The organism is Flavobacterium sp. LS1R10 (assembly GCF_003968825.1).
In the GTDB taxonomy this organism is placed as follows: Bacteria; Bacteroidota; Bacteroidia; order Flavobacteriales; family Flavobacteriaceae; genus Flavobacterium.
The window spans coordinates 1-18,354 of record NZ_RYDH01000008.1; the positions used below are offsets into that span (position 1 = coordinate 1).

Annotated in this window: 14 protein-coding genes; all 14 read left to right on the forward strand. The window is 35.4% G+C overall.

Annotated elements, in window-relative coordinates; all coding sequences use genetic code 11:
* The first annotated feature begins 162 nt into the window (after positions 1-162).
* The 14 genes from EKL96_RS12930 to EKL96_RS12995 all read left to right on the forward strand — a co-directional run bounded on the left by EKL96_RS12930 (position 163) and on the right by EKL96_RS12995 (position 18,156).
* Positions 163-1,080, forward strand: a complete 918-nt coding sequence (locus EKL96_RS12930) for a hypothetical protein (protein WP_126463095.1) — start codon at positions 163-165, stop codon at positions 1,078-1,080.
* 88 nt (positions 1,081-1,168) lie between these two features.
* Complete coding sequence (locus EKL96_RS12935; protein WP_126463097.1) at positions 1,169-2,572, forward strand: hypothetical protein; 1,404 nt, start codon at positions 1,169-1,171, stop codon at positions 2,570-2,572.
* Positions 2,559-3,650: a glycosyltransferase family 4 protein gene (locus tag EKL96_RS12940; RefSeq protein ID WP_233579312.1), complete on the forward strand. Its 1,092-nt coding sequence runs from the start codon at positions 2,559-2,561 to the stop codon at positions 3,648-3,650. The genes EKL96_RS12935 and EKL96_RS12940 overlap by 14 nt, the downstream gene beginning before the upstream one ends.
* Positions 3,651-3,680: 30 nt before the next feature.
* Entirely contained in the window at positions 3,681-5,114 is a 1,434-nt protein-coding gene (locus EKL96_RS12945) for an MBOAT family O-acyltransferase (protein WP_126463099.1), read from the forward strand.
* A 150-nt stretch (positions 5,115-5,264) separates the two neighbouring features.
* Complete coding sequence (locus EKL96_RS12950) at positions 5,265-5,597, forward strand: GIY-YIG nuclease family protein (RefSeq protein WP_126463101.1); 333 nt, start codon at positions 5,265-5,267, stop codon at positions 5,595-5,597.
* Between the two features lie 273 nt (positions 5,598-5,870).
* On the forward strand, positions 5,871-6,746 hold the full coding sequence (locus EKL96_RS12955) for a hypothetical protein (RefSeq protein WP_126463102.1): 876 nt from the start codon (positions 5,871-5,873) through the stop codon (positions 6,744-6,746).
* Between the two features lies 1 nt (position 6,747).
* Entirely contained in the window at positions 6,748-7,965 is a 1,218-nt protein-coding gene (locus tag EKL96_RS12960) for a glycosyltransferase family 4 protein (RefSeq protein WP_126463104.1), read from the forward strand.
* A gap of 192 nt (positions 7,966-8,157) precedes the next feature.
* On the forward strand, positions 8,158-9,705 hold the full coding sequence (locus EKL96_RS12965; RefSeq protein WP_197037220.1) for a glycosyltransferase family 2 protein: 1,548 nt from the start codon (positions 8,158-8,160) through the stop codon (positions 9,703-9,705).
* Positions 9,706-9,707: 2 nt separating this feature from the next.
* Complete coding sequence (locus EKL96_RS12970) at positions 9,708-10,700, forward strand: glycosyltransferase family 2 protein (protein ID WP_126463106.1); 993 nt, start codon at positions 9,708-9,710, stop codon at positions 10,698-10,700.
* Positions 10,701-10,721: 21 nt separating this feature from the next.
* Positions 10,722-11,840: a glycosyltransferase gene (locus tag EKL96_RS12975; protein ID WP_126463108.1), complete on the forward strand. Its 1,119-nt coding sequence runs from the start codon at positions 10,722-10,724 to the stop codon at positions 11,838-11,840.
* A gap of 81 nt (positions 11,841-11,921) precedes the next feature.
* Complete coding sequence (locus tag EKL96_RS12980; RefSeq protein ID WP_126463110.1) at positions 11,922-13,007, forward strand: glycosyltransferase; 1,086 nt, start codon at positions 11,922-11,924, stop codon at positions 13,005-13,007.
* Positions 13,008-13,013: 6 nt separating this feature from the next.
* On the forward strand, positions 13,014-14,366 hold the full coding sequence (locus EKL96_RS12985) for an O-antigen ligase family protein (RefSeq protein WP_126463112.1): 1,353 nt from the start codon (positions 13,014-13,016) through the stop codon (positions 14,364-14,366).
* A gap of 184 nt (positions 14,367-14,550) precedes the next feature.
* The gene (locus tag EKL96_RS12990; RefSeq protein ID WP_126463114.1) at positions 14,551-15,945 is read left to right on the forward strand and encodes an exopolysaccharide biosynthesis polyprenyl glycosylphosphotransferase; all 1,395 of its coding nucleotides are present in this window, start codon (positions 14,551-14,553) and stop codon (positions 15,943-15,945) included.
* 252 nt (positions 15,946-16,197) lie between these two features.
* Positions 16,198-18,156 (forward strand): putative porin, encoded by a 1,959-nt coding sequence (locus EKL96_RS12995; RefSeq protein ID WP_126463116.1) that lies wholly within the window; start codon positions 16,198-16,200, stop codon positions 18,154-18,156.
* The last annotated feature ends 198 nt before the right edge of the window (positions 18,157-18,354 follow it).

The following is an 18,354-nucleotide window of genomic DNA, read 5'->3' on the forward strand; positions in this document are numbered from 1 at the left end:
TATTGAAGAATTTAACAATCAAATTAATTACAAAAATGTAGCTTAACTTAATGTGCAGTTTTTATTTGCATATCCACTCTTCTTTATGCATTATCTAGTTTAGCAAGTATTATTTTTTTAATTTTTTTAAAGAGAATAAGGGGTAGTCAGAAAATTGAAAATATGTTGTTAATTTATTACTTTTTAGTAGGAGTTTTGATTTGCTATACTCACCATTTTGGTAGCCTAATTATCTTTTTACTTTCTTTTGTTACAATTATATATTCTTTAGTCTTAAAAAAAAATAGATCAGCAATAACTATATTAGTTGTATCTATTTTTATTGGAATATTAGGAATGATCTGGCTCATTTTTCAGTTTTACTTTGTTGATATGGGGAATCATATTAAACAAATTTCTTGGGATAGGAATAATTTAAAAAATATTATTTTTAATTTCTCTACCATTTTTGCTGTAAATAAGTTTGGTGTAGCCGCTTTATTAATTTTACTAGCTCCAATTTTAAGAAATTTCAATTACTTTTTAATATTGGTAAAGAAGTATAGTATAATCTTACTTCCAGTTTTGTTATTATTTTTAACTTCATATTTAATCAGTATCATGATATTTACAATATCGGAAAGATATTTAATTGTAACAGTACCTTTAATTCTTCTCTTTATTTCTTTTATTTTTAATGAATTATTTGATAATAATAAAATATTTGTATTCTTATACATTATCGGATTACTAATTTTATCTGTGTTTGGGAATTATACTTATAAAAAACAAAACTGGAGAGATGCATCAAAATACATTCAAAACAAGATTTATTTTTCACCGAATTCTAAGGTGCCAATTAAATCATTGTTAGATGGGTCCTTTGATCGATTGATGTTTGTTTCCTATTATTTTATGGAGTCTAAATATGTTTATTCTCCCGATGGTCCCAAAATCCAAGATAATTGTGATTTGATTTATGTAGATGGTCACACCAATGAAGAAGAGATTAAGAGAACTCTTGTTGAGTATAATATAAATATCCCCTATGAAATTTTAAACTTCAACAAGGTTTTTGTGGTAATAAAAAAGCGAAATTAAGATACTAAGTATTAATTAAAAAAATATTTAATAGTTTTTGTATGTAAGAATTATTTTAAAATAATCAAAAATTGTAAGTTTAAAAGCAATGAAAAAACTAGGTATAGTAATCACTGATGGCGTTGGATTCCGGAATTTTGTAATGAGTGACTTTTTAACAGAAGCCAGACTCCAATTTGATGCTATTATCATTTATTCGGGGTTGCCTATCAGTGCTTATCCTGCGGATTTACAGTCTACAAGTACTATAAAAGAATTGGATGTTTTTGTAGAAGGCAAATGGACCTGGTTTTTCAGGAAATGGAAAGAGCTAGCTCATCTACAACACTATAAGTCTTTTTATGGTATGAAAGACAACCTGAAATCTGGGTATCCCAAAACAATCTCTGCCCGGTCTCTTTTAGTCAAAATTATTTATTTTTTTACGCAGAGAGTGCACTCTTCTGCCAGTATTCTGTTTGTAGAAAAATTACAGTTTTTGTCTTTTTCTAAACATAGAATAGCAAAAGGGTATCTTCGATTATTGCAAGAAGACCAACCGACTCATGTTTTTTTTACCCATCAAAGACCCTCGTATTTAGCCCCTTTTTTATATGCAGCTATCCAATCTCAAATACCAGTCAGCAGTTTTATTTTCAGTTGGGATAATTTAGCATCCAAAGGAAGGATGTTAGGGACTTTTGATTATTTTTTGGTTTGGAGTGATTTAATGAAAAAGGAGCTGTTGTATTTTTATCCGAATGTAAAAGAGGAACAGGTAAGAGTGGTGGGAACACCTCAATTTGAGCCTTATGTGATGGACAAATACAAAACAGAAAAACAAGATTTTTATGCTAAATTTAATTTAAAGGAGAGTCAAAAAATAATTTGTTTCAGTTGTGCTGATGCCAGTATCGGAGCGAATGATCCTGTTGTGATTCGGACTATTGCCAATGCCATGCGAGAAAATAAAATAGGAATTCCATGTCAACTTGTTGTACGGACTTCTCCAGCAGAAGAACCAGAGCGTTTTGCTGCGATACAAAAAGAGTTTCCTGAAATTATCTGGAATACGCCCAAATGGATTTTGACTCGAGAGAATCATGCTGAAAGCTGGTCTCAACGCATTCCTAGTGAGGAGGATATCATGGATTTACGTTCTTTGTTGGAATATGTTGATTTGAATATTAACATGTGCTCTACAATGAGTTTAGATTTTATGTTATTTGACAAACCGGTAATTAATACTGTTTTTGGAAATCCTGAAAATGGTTTGTATAATGACCAACGTTTTTTAGGATATGATCATTTCAAAAAAGTAGTCGAGAGCCAATCCGTGACCATCGCTCAAAATCCAACCGAATTAATTGACCAAATCAAGGAGGCTTTAATCAATCCTTTGGCACGAACTAAAGAAAGAAAGGCTATGATTGACTTACAAATAAGCAAAAAATTAAACGGAACCAGTCAGCGTATTGCTACAACTTTATCACAATGGAATGACCGAAAATAAAAAAATAGCAGTGCTTTGTAATTATGAACTATTACCCGAAAGAGTAGGCGGAATGGATTACTTTTTTTGGGCGTTTGACAAGAAATGTGCAGCAAATAATATTCAGGTGGATTGGTTTTTTCCGAATCAGTCCGATCATGGCGAATATGTTACTTTAACGATTTTTGAGAGTGGATATCAATCCGTAGAAAATCATTTTCTTAGTTTTTGTACCACCAATGCAACAGCGTACACGCATATCATTACCCATTTTGTCGAATTATGTACTCCTTTTTTTTATAAAATAAAGCAGTTGAGCGTCGCTAAAATAATTGCCGTGGATCATAATCCAAGACCTCTTTCCGGCTATCCTTTAAAAAAGAGAATCGAGAAAAGAATCAAAGGAGTTTTATTTTCCAGATATATTGCTGTTTTTGTAGGGGTTTCTGATTATACCGTCAAAGAAATTATTCATGATTTTGGTTCTCATTTGAAAAAGAAGACATTGACTATTTATAACGGGGTTGTACTAGAAAATATTTTACAACGAATGAATCGAAACACATTGCATCCCATCTTTTTGACAGCATCTCACCTACGTGAATCTAAAGGGATTCAGGATTTAATTGCTGCTGTCGCAATGCTTCCTACATCGATACAGAAGGAAATTAAAATTGATCTTTACGGAGATGGGCCTTATAAAAGTATTTTGGTTGAAAAGATGAAATACTATGATGTAGCCCATTGTTTTGCTTTTATGGGCAGCATTTCTAACCTGAAAGCGTTATTTTCGGAATATGATTATATGCTGCAACCTACCCACATGGAGTGTTTCAGTTTATCGATATTAGAGAGTTTAGCTGCCAATGTTCCTGTAATCACAACAAATGTTGGTGGTAATGAGGAGGTTATTGTTTCCGGGGAAAATGGGTTTATTTATAAAGCAAAAGATGTTATGGCTCTAAAGAATATTCTTGAAGCCGTTTATTTGGGTCATAAAAGAATTGAAACGAATACCAGAACCCTCATTGAAAACCGTTTTTCACTGGCAAGAATGGTCGAGTACCATTTAGCATTGGTATTAGAGAATAAATCTTAATTTTACACCGTCAAATCCGTTCCCGTACGTATGTTTTTTAATTCCTTATCCTTTGCCGTTTTCCTACCTATTGTATTTGTGTTGTATTGGTTTGTTTGTAATAAAACCAAAAGTGCTCAAAATGCAGTGCTCATTATAGCCAGCTATTATTTTTACTCCTGTTGGGATTGGCGTTTTCTGTTCCTGTTGGTGTTCTCGACGTTTTTAGATTATTATACCGGTATTCGGATAGAAAAGGCCAAGACGGTACGGAGTCGAAAATTTTGGTTTTGGCTGAGTATCAGTGTAAATCTGGGCTTCCTGGGAATTTTTAAATACTATAATTTTTTTGCAGATTCTTTCTCGGAGTTGTTGAATGGGTTTGGGTTACAAACGAGTCCTTTACTACTCAACGTGATCTTGCCGGTGGGTATTTCCTTCTATACGTTTCACGGATTATCATACGTCATTGATATTTATTTAAAAAGAATTAAGGCAGAATATAATTTTGTCGATTACTCGTTGTTTGTCAGTTATTTTCCACTGCTTGTGGCGGGACCCATTGAAAGAGCCACACATTTATTACCACAAGTGAAAGTGAAACGCAGTTTTGACTATCAAAAAGCCAAAGAAGGAATCTTTCAGTTTGCCTGGGGATTGGTCAAAAAAGTGGTAATTGCGGATACCTGCGCTACATACGCCAATGCGATTTTTGATAATTATGAATCCATGAATTCTTTGTCGTTGGTTCTTGGTGCCGTTTATTTTGCTTTCCAGATTTATGGGGATTTTTCGGGTTATTCCGACATGGCGTTGGGAATGTCAAAATTGTTTGGAATCGATTTGCTGCGCAATTTTAACTACCCCTATTTTTCTCGTGATATCGCCGAGTTCTGGCGGCGCTGGCACATTTCTCTTTCGTCGTGGTTTCGGGATTACGTATATATTCCTTTGGGAGGCAGCAGTGGAGGTATGGGAATGAAAATCCGCAATACCTTTATTATTTTTTTAATCAGTGGTTTTTGGCATGGTGCCAATTGGACTTTTATTGCCTGGGGTTTTATTAATGCCCTGTATTTTTTGCCATTGTTGCTCTTGAAGCGGAATCGATCTAATATGGAAACAGTGTCCTTGCATTGGGATTTTGCCTCCGTCACAGTTTTCTTTAGCATTATCAGTACATTCGCATTAACTTGCCTGGCATGGATTTTCTTCCGGGTAAAATCGATAGGAGATGCTTTTGAATATATTGGGCGTATTTTTACCAATGGAAATTTTGCATCACAGTATTTGGATAACGAGCGATACAATTATGAAATCATCATTTTAATACTTGCTTTTATTGTTGTGGAATGGAATAGCCGAACGCAAGTGGAACCTATTTCTGGGCGCTACAGTTATTTAAAGTTGGGATTATGCCTTGCAGCAATTGTGGCATTAGGAACGTATTCCGATTATAAAGAATTTATTTATTTTCAGTTTTGATATAAATAAGGAAATTGATTGTAATTTTTTTCTGCTTAGTATAAACGTTTGAGGTGATAAAAAGAGTAGTTTAATTGTCAAATCGAGTCCTTCGTCTACGCTCAGGACAAGCTATAGTCGAGATTCGTTTAATTTAAAATAAAACAGTATATGAAATTCTACTATGTGTATATTCTTCGTTGTATTGACGATTCACTATACGTAGGTGTGACTTCTGATATTGAGAGAAGAGTTATGGAACATAATATGGGTAAATATTCGGAAGCCTACACGCACAGTAGAAGACCGGTTTTGTTAGTTTTTTATCAAGATTTTACAGATCCTAATCAGGCTATCGAATTTGAAAAAAAAATAAAAAAATGGAGTAGGATAAAAAAACAAGCGCTAATTGATGGGAATTTCGAAAAATTACAAGATTTATCAGAATGTAGAAATGCAACGCATCATAAATACAAATCGGATGTTGAAGATATAGAAGAATAGTTTGACTAAGCGTCTCGACTGTACTTCGACTCCGCTCAGTATAAACTTTCGACGTGACAAAGAGAGTAGTTTAATTGTCAAATCGAGCGCAGTCGAGATTCATTAAGACATAAAAGCGTCTCGACTGCGCTCGACGTGACAAAGAGAGTAGTTTAATTGTCAAATCGAGTATCCGTCTAAGCTCAGTTTTAAACTTATGACATTACAAAATATCGAGCTGTCAAATATTATACATTTGAATACTAGAATAATACTATACAATACAAAACAACCATGAAACGTTTTTTAATTTTTGCAGTCAAAACCCTCGTGCTACTATTTTTACTGTTAGTAGTATTGGATTTTCTATACACAACAGTTTATGTACAGTCGTCGAATAGAGGGAAAATTGATTATGTTTACAATTCAGCAGCGCGCGAGTATGATGTGGTAATTTTAGGATCTTCCAGAGCCAACAATCATTTTGTGGCTCCAATGTTTGAAGAAAAAGGATTGAAAACATTTAATTTCGGGATGAGCGGAGGACATTTGTTTGAAGCCTCCCTACTGTTGAAATTAATGGTGGAACGAAAGTATACTATAAAGAATGTGATACTCGAGGCTGATTTGAATTTATCAAATGAAAAGCGAGATGAGGGTGTTTCTTCTCGTTTTCTTCCCTTTATCCATGATTCTAAAACAATCAGAAATCATTTTTTAAAAGAGGCCGATTTTAAAGAATTGTATTACATTCCTTTTTACAGGTATGTTGCATTTGATTCCAAGATTGGGTTTAGAGAACTCTATAAAACGGTATCGAAAGAGCCTACTACAAATTTGGCTCATTTAGGATATTATCCGTTAGTCAAAAAAAAGGGTAACATGAAAAACAATCTGACTAATTTAAAACCGTTACGGAACAAATATTATGAAGAAATTAAACAGCTTTGCAAGGACAACAACATCAATTTGATAGCTGTCATGACCCCGATGTGCACCAATACTAAAGGATTAAATTATTTTGAAAAAGTGCAACAACGCTATCCTGAAATTTACAATTATGAAAATACGGTAGAAGGAGATCAGTATTTTTCGTCCTGCGGGCATCTGAATGATACTGGAGCACGACGGTTTACCAGTGTAATTATAAAAGATTTTTTTAATAGATAAGATGGGAAACGAATATTCAGCAGTGGCTCCCTTTATTTTGGAGAAGGTTGAGGTGAGGAAAATAGCTTTTTTAAGCCCGGAATATCCACACCCAAAAACAGGAAGCTCCGGCGGGATAGGTACCAGTATCAAAAATCTGGCAATGGGACTTTTGGCAGAAGGCTGTTCGGTACGCGTTTTAGTGTATGCCCAAAAAGAAGAAGCTGTTTTTTATGACAATGGTATTTGTATTCAACAAATCAGGAATGTCAAATTTAAGGGATTGTCGTGGTATTTGACCCGGAAAAAACTGCAGAATATTATTGATACTTTATACGAGGATAAAAAAATTGATGTGGTAGAAGCTCCGGATTGGACGGGAATCACCTCTTTTATCTCTCCTGAAAAATGTCCGGTTGTGATTCGGTTAAATGGCTCGGATACTTATTTTTGTCACTTGGATCAGCGGCCTGTAAAGTGGATTAATAAATTTCATGAAAAAAGAGCGTTGAAAAAAGCAGATGGCTTGCTTTCTGTAAGTCAGTTTACGGCCGATACTACGAATGCGGTCTTTGGTTTAAACAAGCAATTTACGATTATTCCGAATGGTATTGATCTTGATGCGTTTAGTCCGGATGATAAAAACAAAGAAAACAAGAACACGATTCTATATTTTGGGAGTTTAATTCGTAAAAAAGGATTGTTAGAGTTGCCGTTTATTTTTAATGCAGTGGTCGCTAAAAATCCAAATGCTAAATTGATTTTGTTAGGGAAAGATGTTCCCGATATCATATCAGGGAATTCTTCCACTTGGCAGATGATGCAAGGAATATTTTCTCCAGCTGCGCTGCTCAATGTGACTTATTTAGGGGCTGTACCATATCAGGACATCAAAAAGCATATTAGTACGGTAACAATTTGCGTGTTTCCTACTTTTGCCGAGGCTTTGCCCGTGTCTTGGATTGAGGCCATGGCGCTGCAAAAACCTATTGTAGCCTCAAATATTGGCTGGGCACAAGAAGTGATTGATGCCGGTATCAATGGGTTTTTAGTACATCCTAAAAATCATTTGGAATACGCAACAAAAATTATTCAACTGTTAGATGATGCTGTTTTGCAAAAAGCGTTTGGTTTAGCGGCAGAAAAGAAAGTGAAAGAAAAATTTAGTAAGGAGAAAGTGGCGCAACAGAGTGTAGTGTTTTATAAAAAAGTTTGTGTTAGGTTAGAATCAGACAGCTAAGTTAAAAAAGCATGACTTCGACTACAATTCGTCTACGCTCAATATGTACTTCCGACCTGATAGAAAGGATTATTAAAACGTAGGATGCTAACAGAGATTAACGGGTCGAAGTGTGGTTCAATTTTTTTATTTAAGATTAATTGAAATTTTTATTAATTACACCCAACGGGTAGATTTAAGTTTAAACGATAAATGGGAAGAATACAATTAAAAGAATATACAACGACGTCAGGTGAAGTACTATTGTATGCCGGTACTCCTGATTTTTCACAATTGGAGCTATTGTCTACTGGAGCAGGCGATATTTGGCATAGTTCTTTTGAGCAGGGCTATAAAAATGCTTTCCCTGAATTGGTCTATCAGACTGCTGTATTCTTTTGGTATTTGAATGATTTTGATGGATTAGATCAATGTGTCAGTTGGAGGATTAATCCCAATGCTTTTGCAGTTCGTAAATCAGTTTGGGACCTCACAAAAGGTTTTGATACCGATTTTGAAAATATTCAAATGCAGGCTTTAGATTTTGGATTTCGATGCAACCGTTTTTTGGGAGGAGTTCCATTATATGTAAAAAATTTATTTACAAATGCGGCTATAGAAAAGGTGATAGTTTCAAGAAGAGATCGTCATCTTTTTTTTAGAAAAAATTATAAAATAAGCCATGCCATTTTTATGATTTACAGATTAGGTTTCTTGAAAATTTCAGAATGGATTACTTTGTTCAGAGTCAAGAATACCTATAAAAAAAGGGACATAACGGCTAGAATTCCTTCTCGGGTGCTTCTTGCTATTCAAGGTAATCCTACAGTAAGTTATATTATACCTACGATGTTCCGTCAAGAATACACTTTACAACTGTTAGATGATTTGTCTAATCAAAACTATAAACCGACCCAGGTTATTGTTGTAGATGCCACTCCCTTGAGCGACAGAGATGAAACGGCCTACGAACAAAAGCAGTATCCCTTTGAATTAAAAGTGATTTGGCAACAGACAAAGGGTAGTTGTAGGGCCAGAAATGAGGGGATTGCTCTATGCACGGGGGATTATATTGTTTTTGGGGATGATGATATTCGGATCCCTGCGGATTTCATCGAAAACCACATTCGGTTCTTACAAACCTATTCGGTTGGAGCCTGCAACGGACTGGATATCCGTGCGGATCACCACCAACAGAATTTAGAGGATTTGGCTCTTAAGTTGGAACAATTGAGTCGACCCCCATTTATTGCGGGCTGTACTCAAATGTTTAGCAATGCGAATTCTTGTGTCAAACGGGAGTTTGTAAATCAGTTGGTCGGTAATGATGTCAATTTTGATGGCGGTTATGGCGAAGACAGTGATTTTGGAATGTCGTTAAGTAAAATCGGAGTAACTGTTTTAGCTAATCCATTTGCTGCTAATTTACATTTAAAACCACCCAGCGGAGGCTATCGTTTTTGGGGAACTCAAGCTAAGATTGTTGGAAAAAAAAGGAAAGCACAGCCCTGGGAACTGGATGCTCCTGTGAAAAACATAAAACCGGTTCCTAGTCCAACAATTATGTATGGGATAATGAAGCATTACAGTCCTAAACAATTGAGAGAGTATAAGTATAAACATTTTACCTATTATCTATTTACGGGTTCTAAAGTTGCTTTTTTGTATCGTTTATTTCGATTTCCTTACAAGAATATTCAATTTAAGAAGTCGGTTTTTTATGCACAAAAATTGCAGAATTTAGGAATTAGACACCAATAACAATGAAATTTTCATTACTAATTTGTACGTACATGCGTGCCGAAGCTTTATTACAGCTATTAGAGTCTGTGAAAGAGCAAACAAAGTATCCAGATGAAATTATGATCATCGATGGGTCAACTAATCAGGATACATCGGTAATGATAGAGAATAATCGATTTGATCATTTAAAATATTTCGTCGTTCCACCACAACATCGTGGTCTGACTAAGCAACGCAACTACGGAATTGAAAGAGTAGCAGTTGATATAGAAATAATCTGTTTTTTAGACGATGACATTGTTTTGACGGCTACCTATTTTGAAGAACTGTTACAAACGTATAAGGTTTATCCGCAGGCTTTAGGTGTTGGCGGGTACATTATTGATGAAACTAAAACGGAATTTGTTGGTGAAAAGTATCACTCCAAAAGTGATGAATTTTATTTTGATGGATGGAAAAGAAAAGATGGCAGCCGATTCGTGTTAAGAAAAAAATTAGGATTAGACAGTGATTGTCCACCGGGTTATTCTTCCTTATATTCACACGGTCGTAGTGTGGGATTTTTGCCTCCGAGTGGTAAAACGTATGAAGTTGAAATGTTGATGGGAGGTGTTTCCTCTTTCAGAAAAAAGGTGTTTGATACGTTGCATTTTTCTACTTATTTTGAAGGTTATGGATTGTATGAGGATGCTGACTTTTCTTTACGAGTGTCTAAAATAGGGGCATTGTACTTGAACACTGCTGCAAGATTGTATCATTATCACGATACCGCAGGAAGACCCAATCAATATCAATATGGTAAAATGGTCGTGCGAAATGGTTGGTATGTCTGGAGAACGAAAAATCCTAAGCCAACATTAGAACATCAATTAAAATGGCACACAATTACATTACTTTTGACTGGTATTCGGTTTAGCAATACCTTTACCAGCAGTAGTAAAAAAGAAGCTTTTACAGAGGCAGTAGGCAGAACCGTTGGTTGGTGGAGTTTGTGGATAAGAAAACCAAAATAAGATATAAACAGTATTTTAAATATGAAGTTCGTAATCATTACCCATGTGCCGCATTCGAAAGTGAATAATTTATATTATGCGTACGCTCCCTACGTAAGAGAAATGAATGTTTGGGGCAACCATGTAACACAAGTAGTGATTGTGGCTCCCTTTTTTTCAGGGAAAGCAACAGCCATTGACAGTTCTTACCAACATCAAAACATACACTTTATTCCTGTTCCAAGTTTTGATTTATTATCGATACAAGCTATTTTACTTACTTTATTTAAACTTCCCGGCTTGCTTTGGGTTTTATTTAAAGCCATGAAATCTGCTGATCACATTCATTTACGGTGTCCCGGAAATATTGGATTATTGGGTTGTTTTGTTCAAATTTTATTTCCGAATACTCCAAAAACAGCTAAATATGCCGGAAATTGGGATCCTGAATCCAAGCACCCTTGGACCTACGAACTGCAACGATGGATTTTAAGCAACACTTTTTTGACCCGAAACATGCAGGTTTTAGTGTATGGCGAGTGGAAGGGCAGTTCTGGAAATATTAAACCTTTTTTTACGGCTACCTATTCTGAAAAAGATAAATTGGCAGTGGTTCCAAAAGTGTTACAGGGTGTGGTCGATTTTGTTTTTGCAGGTACATTAGTCCATGGGAAGCATCCGCTGTATGCTGTTCAATTGATCGAAAATTTGCATCAAAAAGGGTATTTAGTGCGTTTGCGGCTGTATGGAGAAGGAGTACAACGTAAAGTCTTAGAGGAGTATGTTGTAGCGCATCAGCTCGAGTCCATTGTTTTTTTGAAAGGAAATCAATCCAAAGAAACCCTGCAAAAAGCCTATCAGGACAGTCATTTTATAGTGTTGCCTTCAGAGAGTGAAGGGTGGCCAAAAGTGATTGCCGAGGGTCTGTTTTGGGGTTGTGTTCCTCTGGCAACAGCTGTTTCATGTGTGCCTTTTATGCTAGATTATGGGGACAGAGGGATTTTGCTGGAAATGGATCTTGAAAAAGATATTTTGCAAATCGAATCGGTTTTGAGTAACCAAAGCCTTTTTGATTACAAACAAACCAGAGGAGCAGAATGGTCCAGGGGCTATACGATGGATTTTTTCGAAGCGGAAATCAAAAAATTACTGGCACGTTGATGCTGAGTTTAACTCGTCTCTTTGAGTGGGTTTGCTACTATTGGGCGTAGATTAATATGTAACATAAGTGATAACAACAACATGAGAATCATTCAAATTATAGATTCACTCGAGGCAGGTGGAGCGGAGCGTATGGCGATCAGTTATGCCAATGCGCTAGCGAAAAAAATTGAATTTGCAGGTTTGATCGTCACCCGAAATGAAGGGTTACTGCTCCATCAAATTGATGCGGATGTTTCTTATTTGTATTTAAATAAAAAACACACTTTCGACTTAAGGTCAGTTTTAAAGTTGAAATCATTTGTAAAACAGAATAAAATTACAATCGCACATGCACACGGGACATCATTTTTTACTGCGGTATTACTTAAATTGACGTATCCTAAGATTAAGTTAATTTGGCACGATCATTATGGAGCAAGGGCAAATGAATCAATATGGAATAATTTGATATTATCTTTTTGTTCCTGTTTTTTCTCTTGCACATTTGTAGTAAATCATCAATTAGAAGTTTGGGCTAATAAAAATCTATTAACTAAAAAAAAATATTTTTTACCAAATTTCGCTACGTTTGATGACAACGTTTTAAAAGAAACTATTCTGAAAAGTGAAGAAGGGAAGCGAATAGTATGTATCGCAAATTTAAAACAACCTAAAAATCACATAACAATATTGCGTGCTTTTGCGGAAATGAATTTAATGGAATTGGGTTGGAGTTTGCATTTAATCGGAAAAGATTACAAGGACGACTATTCAGCTATTTTAAAGGAATTTATAAGTAAAAATAATTTAGAAAATTATGTTTTTATTTATGGTTCTAAGACTGACATCAAATACATACTATCTCAAGCAACAATTGGTGTTTTAGCCTCTACAGCAGAGGGGTTTCCTGTAACATTATTAGAATATGGTTTGGCAAAATTATCAGTAATATCAACAAATACCGGGCATTGTCCAATGATTATCCAAGATAATTTTAGCGGTTTGTTGTTTACTCCACTAGATAGTTTTCAGCTTCAAGTTCAATTAGACAAAATGATTTCTAAGGAATCTTTAAGAATTAGTTTTGCACTACATTTGCATCAATTAGTTGTAGATAATTATTCAAAAGAAAAAGTGATCGATATTTTAATTAAGAACTATGAAAAACTATCCGATTCTAAATAGTTACAAATGAAAAACGAAGATCGATCCTATCTCTATTTAATTCTTTTCCATGTGGTGGTGGGTGCATTGGGGTATTTGTTGCCTTTTACAGCAAAAATATACGGCTATTCTATTTTTATTTTTGGAATTTATTATATCGTAAAAAAACAAAACAGAAATAACGAAGCACTGATTGCTGCGGCTTATGTGGTAGGGAGCGAAGTCTTTTTGCGAATGACCGGTGGAAATCCACTCTATGAAATTTCCAAATACGGGGTTGTACTCTTTGTTCTTATCGGGATGTATTACAGCGGTTTTTCTAAAGGAGCCATTCCGTATTGGATCTTTCTATTGTTACTAATCCCCGGTGTTATTATTTCGACTTTTGTATTGAATTTTGACACGAATATTCGCAAAGCGATTGCCTTTAATCTTTCTGGTCCCGTTTGTTTGGGACTGGCTTCTTTGTACACCTTTCGGCGAAAGATTGGATTGGATCAGATGAATACAATCTTGCTGAGCATGGGTCTTCCTATTATTAGTTGTGTGGCATATCTGATTTTTTATACACCAGATTTACAGGAAGTCATAACGGGAACCGAATCTAATTTTCAAACTTCTGGAGGGTATGGCCCCAATCAGGTGGCTACGGTTTTAGGACTGGGGATGTTTATTTTTTTTTCCAGAGTAATATTGGATTCTAAAACAAAATTCCAAATTATAATCAACCTGATCCTTGCGTTAAATATCACTTATCGAGGAATCATTACTTTCTCCCGAGGAGGAATGATTACCGGATTCTTGATGATTGTTTTGTTGCTGGCGTTCTTGTATTTTAAATCTAATTTTGGCGGAAGGGCAAAATTGAATTATATTATCGTATTCTTAGTGTTTGCAATGTTTGTCACTTGGACCTTCACCTCCTTTCAGACAGGCGGCCTTATTGACAAGCGCTATGCCAATCAAGATGCCGCAGGAAGGGCTAAAGAGAGCCAGTTTACCGGCAGGGAGGATGTGGCACTAAATGAGATCAATACGTTTTTGAAGAACCCTATTTTTGGAGTAGGGGTTGGGAAAGGGGTGGAAGTCCGGGAGGATGAAACGGGGATCAAAGTGTTGTCCCACGACGAAATTACCCGGATGCTGGCCGAGCATGGGTCTTTAGGGATAATAGCATTGCTGATTTTGTTTTTTACACCCTTGGTTTTGTACTTGGAAAACAAGTTCAATATGTTTTTATTGTGTTTTGTTGCCTTCTGGTTTTTAACCATTAATCATGCCGCCATGCGTACCGCCGCACCTGCCTTTGTATACTCGTTGTCCTTACTCAATGTGCAGTTGGGATCGCCCAGAAGAACGAGTGTTGTAAAAGAAGAGTAGAGAAGAACCATAAAGAAAGTGGTGCGTATTCGTTTCAATATTTTTCATGGTTTTTTTAGGGAATACGCAGCTCTTAAAAAAATCACTTTGTTAAAAGTGGATGTTCTTAAAAAAAAGAGGTGCTACTATAAGTTTAATTTGGAACAAAAAAATTAAATTTGCACCCGTACCATAAATACCTATCATGTTTTCAGTTGACAAAATGCATTTTGAAATATCAGAACGAAAGATGATTCTTCGACTTTTTGATGTTCTCTTTGTTTTGACGGCTTTATATGCAACTGGAAAGGTATTTGCTTTTGATTATTTTGAAGTTTCAGCTACTAATTATTACTGGACAATCGTTTTGGCAGTTTACCTAAATGTATTTGGAGCTATTTTTGAAATGTATAATCTTCAGGTGGCTAGCAACGAGTTTCAGGTGTTAAAAAGTACTCTTATTACCGTTTCAACAACTGTTTTAGTCTATTTACTGACGCCGTTTTTTTCTCCGGAACTGCCCTCAAACCGCCTTCAAATTCTATTGTTTTTTCTGGTCGTATTCTTATCGTTGTTTTTCTGGAGGATGTTGTATGTAACCTTTTTGGCCTCTAATCGATTTTTTCAGAAAGCAATCTTGATTTGTGATCAGGAGCAGGTACAAGAGTTGATTTTAGGACTTGAAAATATTGATCCGCATTATAAAATAATTGGGTTTGTTAATCTAGATTCCAGTGAACAACAAATGGAAGAATACCATTATGTGCAGCACATCAAAAGAGAGGATTTGTTCTCTTTTGTGAATGAAAACGGAGTTTCTGAAATTGTGATTGCTTCCCAAAAAACGGGAGGTATTACAGCAGATTTGTACCAACAATTGCTTCATTTATTAGAGGCTGGGAATATTATACGGGAATATACACAGGTATATGAAAGTAAAACCCAGCGCATACCAGTGCAGTACATGTCACGGGATTTTTATCGTTTTTTTCCTTTTAGCCGAAGCAATCAGAATAAATTGTATTTGATTGTTATGCGAATATTTGAAATAACCGTTTCCTTGTCTGGACTTGTTGTAGGCGTGTTCTTGTGTCCGCTTATTTTGCTTGGAAATGCAATAGGAAATAAAGGGTCGTTGTTTTATTCACAAGAACGGATAGGCAAAGATGGGGCGGTATTTAAAATTTTAAAGTTCCGGACAATGGTTAAAAATGCCGAATCGAACGGTGCCGTTTTTACCGCTACGAATGACTCCCGAGTGACGCTTTTTGGGAAATTTCTGCGTAAAACCAGAATCGATGAGTTTCCTCAGGTTATCAATATACTAAAAGGAGATATGGCTTTTATAGGTCCGCGTCCCGAGCGTCCTATTTTTGTAAAAGAAATTGCAGAAATAATGCCTTTTTATGAAACCAGACACATCATCAAGCCGGGGCTTACTGGCTGGGCACAGGTCAATTATACGTATGGGGAAACCATTGATGATAGTCTGATCAAGCTGCAGTATGACTTGTATTATATCAAGCACCGCAGCATTTACCTAGATTTGAACATTGCTTTCAAGACCATCACTACGGTGTTGTTTTATAGAGGACAGTAGCTATTATTATTATTATTAGACAGTTGTTTAATGTATCGTTTTGTAGTGCAAAATGCTACGAAAAAGGAGTGTTTCCTGAAAATTTGTTGCTTGCAGGTCCCTTTAAAACTGTCCCGAAAGAGTAAATTGACAGCGAGTAATTTTCTTGTATAACACATACTTCCGTCAGATGTTTTTTTATTTATAGGTTTTTATCATTTATCTTTGCCGAGTTAAAACTGTATACGTAACCGACTAATTAGATCCTGTCAAATGAGAATATTATTTTTATTTTGTTTTTTAGCAGTGCCCATGCTGCTGTTTTCTCAAAAAAATATTACTAATACAGATACTGCCAGTAAATACCAAAGTGCGTCAGATACGGTCAATAAACAAAAAGAACAAAAAGTGGCTACTGTTGATATGTATCGGTTCATCACTCTAGAACGGGATACCACTTACATTGACACGTCTCTCAATATTCAAAAAGAATACAGCCACAACTATTTGCGAAAAGACATTTTTGGACTTTTACCTTTTGCAAATGATGGACAAACATACAATACCTTACAATACGGTTTGACGGATGTAGTTGTATTTCCGGAATTTGGTTTTAAAGCAAAGCATTTTAATTTTTTGGAGGCAAACCAAATCCGTTACAGCTCTGTAGCAACTCCTGTTACCGAATTATATTTTAAAACAACCGTACAAAAGGGGCAGTCAGTAGATGCCTTTATTACCCTGAACACCTCAAAAAATTTAAATTTTTCGATCGCCTACAGAGGACTACGTTCAGAAGGAGAATACATCAATCAGCTCTCAAGTACAGGAAATTTCAGGTTTACCACCAGTTACAACACTAAAAATAAACGGTATTTTGCTAATGCACATTATACCTATCAAGATATTTTAAATGAAGAAAACGGTGGAATTACGACTATTAATGATTTTGAAAGTGGTGATCCAAACTACGATAACAGACAAAGATTTGAAGTGTATCTTAATGACGCCAAATCATTTCTGAAAGGAAAAAGAATTTTTGTGGATCACAATTTTAGAATTAACACAAAAAAAGGAGACAATAACGCGTATCTCGCGCATCAGTTTAATTACGAAAATAAGTTCTTTGAATACAATCAGGCCACAGTAGCATCTGCCGTAGGAGGGGCAATAGTTGACCGGTTTGGGGACTCTTTTGCAAACAGCGGGATCAATGATCAAACGCGTTACAACAAGATGTACAATAGAATTGGTTTGATTTATGAAAATACAACATTGGGTAAATTTCAGTTTTTTGCTGACGATTTCAGATCTAATTATTATTACAATCAGATCCTAATATTTGATGCGAAAACAGTCCCAAGTTTCTTGAGCCAGAACATTAATAGTGCCGGAGGTCAATATGAATACCGAAAAAACAATTGGAACGGTATTTTTTCTTATTCCAGATCCATTACCAACCAGTCGCTTTCAAATTTAGATGCTAAATTGAAGTATGAGCTCACTGATGAAATTCAATTTGCATTTCAGTATCAAAACATAAACAAACTACCCAATAACAATTACAATCTGCACCAGAGCAGTTACGTGCAGTACAACTGGTCTAATGATTTTAAGAATGAAAAAATAAACACAATAAAAGCTAATGCCATTTCTCCTTGGCTAGATGCGGAATTGCAGTTTTCAGTGTTGAATGATCATTTGTATTTTACCGAAGCATCAACTGCGCAGCAAAAAACAGATAACACACAAATTGTTGCGCCGGCACAATACAATAGCACAATAAATTATGTATCGATCAAAATCAGCAGAGAATTAAAATTTGGAAAATTTGCGTTAGATAATACAGTTTTATATCAAAAAACAGAACAACAAGATGCCATCTTGAACGTGCCTGAAATTGTAACGCGAAATACGTTTTACTACTCGAATTTTTTGTTTAAAAAAGCCTTATTTCTGCAAACAGGGATTTCACTCAATTACTTTTCCAGTTATTATGCCAATGAATACAATCCGGTCATAGGAGAATTTTTTGTGCAAAAAGACAAACAAATCGGCAATCATCCTAACCTTGATTTTTTTATCAATGCAAAAATTCAAAGAACAAGGATCTATTTGAAAGCGGAACATTTTAATTCGGCACTCACTGGCAATGATTTTTATGCCTCCCCCAATAATCCATCGCGTGATTTCACGATCCGATTTGGTTTAATTTGGAACTTCTTTAATTAATAGCTCTTTAAAATTTCAATTTTTTAAGTCATTTTTTTTGGGCGTTTTATCGCGCTATCCGCTATATCTTTCCTTGCTTGGCAGCAAACAAGGAAAGGATGTCGCTATTATCACGAACGCAAAATTCCGTAAACAAGATTAATTTATAACAAAATACTATCTTTGTAGCAGTATTTACAACAAATTACAATCTTAAAT

What these genes read in the sequence shown, in the direction of transcription:
- EKL96_RS12960 (WP_126463104.1), top strand. Translation starts at nt 6,748, where the DNA reads ATGGGAAACGAATATTCAGCAGTGGCTCCCTTTATTTTGGAGAAGGTT.
- EKL96_RS12990 (WP_126463114.1), top strand. Translation starts at nt 14,551, where the DNA reads ATGTTTTCAGTTGACAAAATGCATTTTGAAATATCAGAACGAAAGATG.
- EKL96_RS12935 (WP_126463097.1), top strand. Translation starts at nt 1,169, where the DNA reads ATGAAAAAACTAGGTATAGTAATCACTGATGGCGTTGGATTCCGGAAT.
- EKL96_RS12995 (WP_126463116.1), top strand. Translation starts at nt 16,198, where the DNA reads ATGAGAATATTATTTTTATTTTGTTTTTTAGCAGTGCCCATGCTGCTG.
- EKL96_RS12930 (WP_126463095.1), top strand. Translation starts at nt 163, where the DNA reads ATGTTGTTAATTTATTACTTTTTAGTAGGAGTTTTGATTTGCTATACT.
- EKL96_RS12980 (WP_126463110.1), top strand. Translation starts at nt 11,922, where the DNA reads ATGAGAATCATTCAAATTATAGATTCACTCGAGGCAGGTGGAGCGGAG.
- EKL96_RS12985 (WP_126463112.1), top strand. Translation starts at nt 13,014, where the DNA reads ATGAAAAACGAAGATCGATCCTATCTCTATTTAATTCTTTTCCATGTG.
- EKL96_RS12955 (WP_126463102.1), top strand. Translation starts at nt 5,871, where the DNA reads ATGAAACGTTTTTTAATTTTTGCAGTCAAAACCCTCGTGCTACTATTT.
- EKL96_RS12950 (WP_126463101.1), top strand. Translation starts at nt 5,265, where the DNA reads ATGAAATTCTACTATGTGTATATTCTTCGTTGTATTGACGATTCACTA.
- EKL96_RS12965 (WP_197037220.1), top strand. Translation starts at nt 8,158, where the DNA reads ATGGGAAGAATACAATTAAAAGAATATACAACGACGTCAGGTGAAGTA.
- EKL96_RS12945 (WP_126463099.1), top strand. Translation starts at nt 3,681, where the DNA reads ATGTTTTTTAATTCCTTATCCTTTGCCGTTTTCCTACCTATTGTATTT.
- EKL96_RS12975 (WP_126463108.1), top strand. Translation starts at nt 10,722, where the DNA reads ATGAAGTTCGTAATCATTACCCATGTGCCGCATTCGAAAGTGAATAAT.
- EKL96_RS12970 (WP_126463106.1), top strand. Translation starts at nt 9,708, where the DNA reads ATGAAATTTTCATTACTAATTTGTACGTACATGCGTGCCGAAGCTTTA.
- EKL96_RS12940 (WP_233579312.1), top strand. Translation starts at nt 2,559, where the DNA reads ATGACCGAAAATAAAAAAATAGCAGTGCTTTGTAATTATGAACTATTA.